This window comes from Sphingomonas sp. CCH9-F2 (assembly GCF_001556735.1).
Taxonomy (GTDB): Bacteria; Pseudomonadota; Alphaproteobacteria; order Sphingomonadales; family Sphingomonadaceae; genus Sphingomonas; species Sphingomonas ginsenosidimutans.
The window spans coordinates 1-2,790 of sequence record NZ_LSJO01000213.1 but is presented as its reverse complement, the minus strand read 5'-3'; the positions used below and the strand labels follow the sequence as shown (position 1 = coordinate 2,790).

Below are 2,790 nucleotides of genomic sequence, written 5' to 3'. Positions count from 1 at the left end.
GGCGCGCGCCGCATGGCGGCTGGGCACGCTGGCCCCGCAGGACGAGGCGACGATCACCAACCAGTTCGCGGGCGCGCTGACCAGTGCCGACCACGACCGGCGGATGGACACCTTGTTGTGGCAGGGGGCGACCAGCGCGGCGGCGCGGGTGCTGCCGTACACCAGCCCCGCCGCGCGCCCGCTGTTCGAGGCGCGGCTGGCGTTCCGCAGCGATGCCGCCAATGCATCGGCACTCGCGGCGGCGAACGATGCGGCGGGTGCGCGCGATGCCGGCTATATCGCGGACAAGGCGACGTGGCTGCGCGGCAACGGCGCCTCCCCCAGTGCGCGCGGCTGGCTGGCGCGGACGCGCGCGGCCATGACGCTGCCGGGGAATGTCGAGAAATTCTACGAGGCGCTGCTGGCCAATGCGCGCGGTGCGGCGGCGGACGGCCAGTGGCAGACCGCCTATGACATCGCGCGGCAGATCGACGATGCCTATCCGGCGGGGACCGACGTATCGACCAAGCCCTATGGCGAGCGCGACGATTATACCTCGCTGGCGTGGTTGGCGGGTCAGGCGGCGCTGAAGCTGGGGCGCCCCGCCGATGCGCGCGCGATGTTCGAACGCTATGGCCGCGGCAGCCAGTCACCGCAGACGCGCGCCAAGGGCTTCTACTGGGCGGCGCGCGCGGCCGAGGATGCGCGGATGGTGAATACCAACGCGTTGTTCGAACGCGCCGCGGGGTTCCGCGACCAATATTACGGGCAGCTGGCGATCGAGCATCTGGGCCGCGCGCTGACCGCGCCCCCGCCCGCCCCGGCGCCGATGATCCCGGCGGCTGCGCGCAACGCCTTCTACGCGCGCGAGACGGTGCGCGCGGCACAGTTCCTGGGCAGCGCCGGCCTGTACCAGGACCAGACCGCGTTCGTGAAGCAGATCGCCACGGACGCGACCAGCGATGCCGATCATTACCTGGCGGATGAACTGTCCCGCTTGCTGCGCCGCCCGGACCTGGGCGTGCTGGTGGGGCGCAGCGCGATGCAGAACGGGCTGACCGAATATAGCGCCAACGGTTTCCCCACGGTGGCGGTGCCGGCGGGGTATGAGAGCCAGTGGTCGATGATCCACGCGGTCGCGCGGCAGGAAAGCCAGTTCGATCGTGCCGCGCGCAGCCCGGTGGGCGCGAGCGGGCTGATGCAGCTGATGCCCGGCACCGCGCGCGAACAGGCGGGCAAGCTGGGGCTGCCCTACGATCCGGCGCGGCTAGTCAACGACACCGGCTACAACATCCAGCTGGGGTCGAGTTATTTTCAGCGGATCTTCAACCTGTACGGCAGCTATCCGCTGGCGATCGCGGCGTACAATGCCGGGCCGGGCAATGTGAACAAGTGGCTCCGCGCCAACGGCGATCCGCGCACCGGCGGGGTCGATGCGGTCGACTGGGTGGAGGCGATCCCGTTCGGGGAGACGCGCAACTATGTCCAGCGCGTGCTGGAAAATGCCGTCGTCTACGACCTGATGAATCCGCCGCGCGCGAAGAGCCGCGGGCCGCACAACCTGAGCTGGTATCTGGGGCGGCCGCGGGGCGGTTGAGGGGTTCACGCGACGCCGCGAAGACGCGAAGGTGCCGCGACGCGGACATCGCGATCGGTAGACGAGCTGGCGTGCCGTGCTTCGCCACGCCTCCGCGCGGGATGAATGTCTTCGCGGCCTCGCGGCTTCGCGTGAGTCCCTCTTCATCCTGCGGCCCTTTGCGCCTAACCGCAGGCCGATGACCGATCGCCCCAATTACATCACCCCCGCCGGCTTCGCGACGTTGCGCCAGGAGTACGAGCGGTTGTTCGCGCACGAGCGCCCCGCATTGGTCGAGACGATTTCCTGGGCGGCGGGCAATGGCGACCGGTCGGAGAACGGCGACTATATCTACGGCCGCAAACGGCTGCGCGAGATCGACCGGCGGCTGGGATGGCTGTCGCGGCGGATGAAGGCGGCCAAGGTGGTCGATCCGGCGCAGCAGCAGGACCGGTCGCGCGTGTGGTTCGGCGCGACCGTGACGATCGCGGACGAGGACGACAATGAGCGCATCCTGACGCTGGTCGGCGACGACGAGGCGGAGGCGGGCGCCGGGCGCGTCGGGTGGAATGCGCCGATCGCGCGGGCGCTGCGCGGCGCGGCGGTGGGCGACCTGCGCCGGGTCACGTTGCCCGCCGGGGAGCGCGAATATGAGATCGTCGCGATCGCCTATCCCGCGCCCTCCCCCTCGCTAAACGATTGACGTCACCGCAATGGCGGTCGATGCACCGGGCATGGCCACCAACGACATGACCCCGACGCGCAACGTCGCGCTGCTGATCGACGCGGACAATGCCTCCGCCGCGACGCTGGACCCGGTGCTGACCGTGCTGGCAGAGCTGGGCACCGTGAACGTGCGGCGCGTGTACGGCAACTGGTCCAAGCCCGCGCTCAATTCGTGGCGCGACATGACGGTGAAGCACGGCATCGAGCCGCAGCAGCAGTTCGACCTGACCAAGGGCAAGAACGCCACCGACATGAAGATGACCATCGACGCGATGGACCTGCTCTTCCGCGGCAAGGTGGAGGCGTTCGGGATCATGTCGTCCGATTCGGACTTCATGCCGCTGGCCATGCGCATCCGGCAGGAAGGCATTCCGGTCTACGGCTTCGGCACCAGCCGCGCGCCCGAGGCGTTCCGGCGCGCGTGCACCCGCTTCATCGACGTCAACGCCATCTCCCTGCCGGTCGAGGAGGATGCCGCGCCGGTGCCGGCGCCCGCCGCCGTTCCGCCC

The 2,790-nt window shown here is 69.9% G+C and carries 3 protein-coding genes; all 3 read left to right on the top strand.

Translation table 11 applies throughout. The features are described 5' to 3' along the window. Window positions 1–1,576 (top strand): lytic transglycosylase domain-containing protein (locus tag AX685_RS06280; protein WP_066486555.1); only part of this gene is annotated, 1,576 nt, incomplete at its 5' end. A 178-nt stretch (window positions 1,577–1,754) separates the two neighbouring features. Next, on the top strand, window positions 1,755–2,258 hold the full coding sequence (gene greB / locus AX685_RS06275; RefSeq protein WP_066486553.1) for a transcription elongation factor GreB: 504 nt from the start codon (window positions 1,755–1,757) through the stop codon (window positions 2,256–2,258). 10 nt (window positions 2,259–2,268) lie between these two features. Next, window positions 2,269–2,790 (top strand): NYN domain-containing protein (locus tag AX685_RS06270; RefSeq protein ID WP_231738617.1); only part of this gene is annotated, 522 nt, incomplete at its 3' end.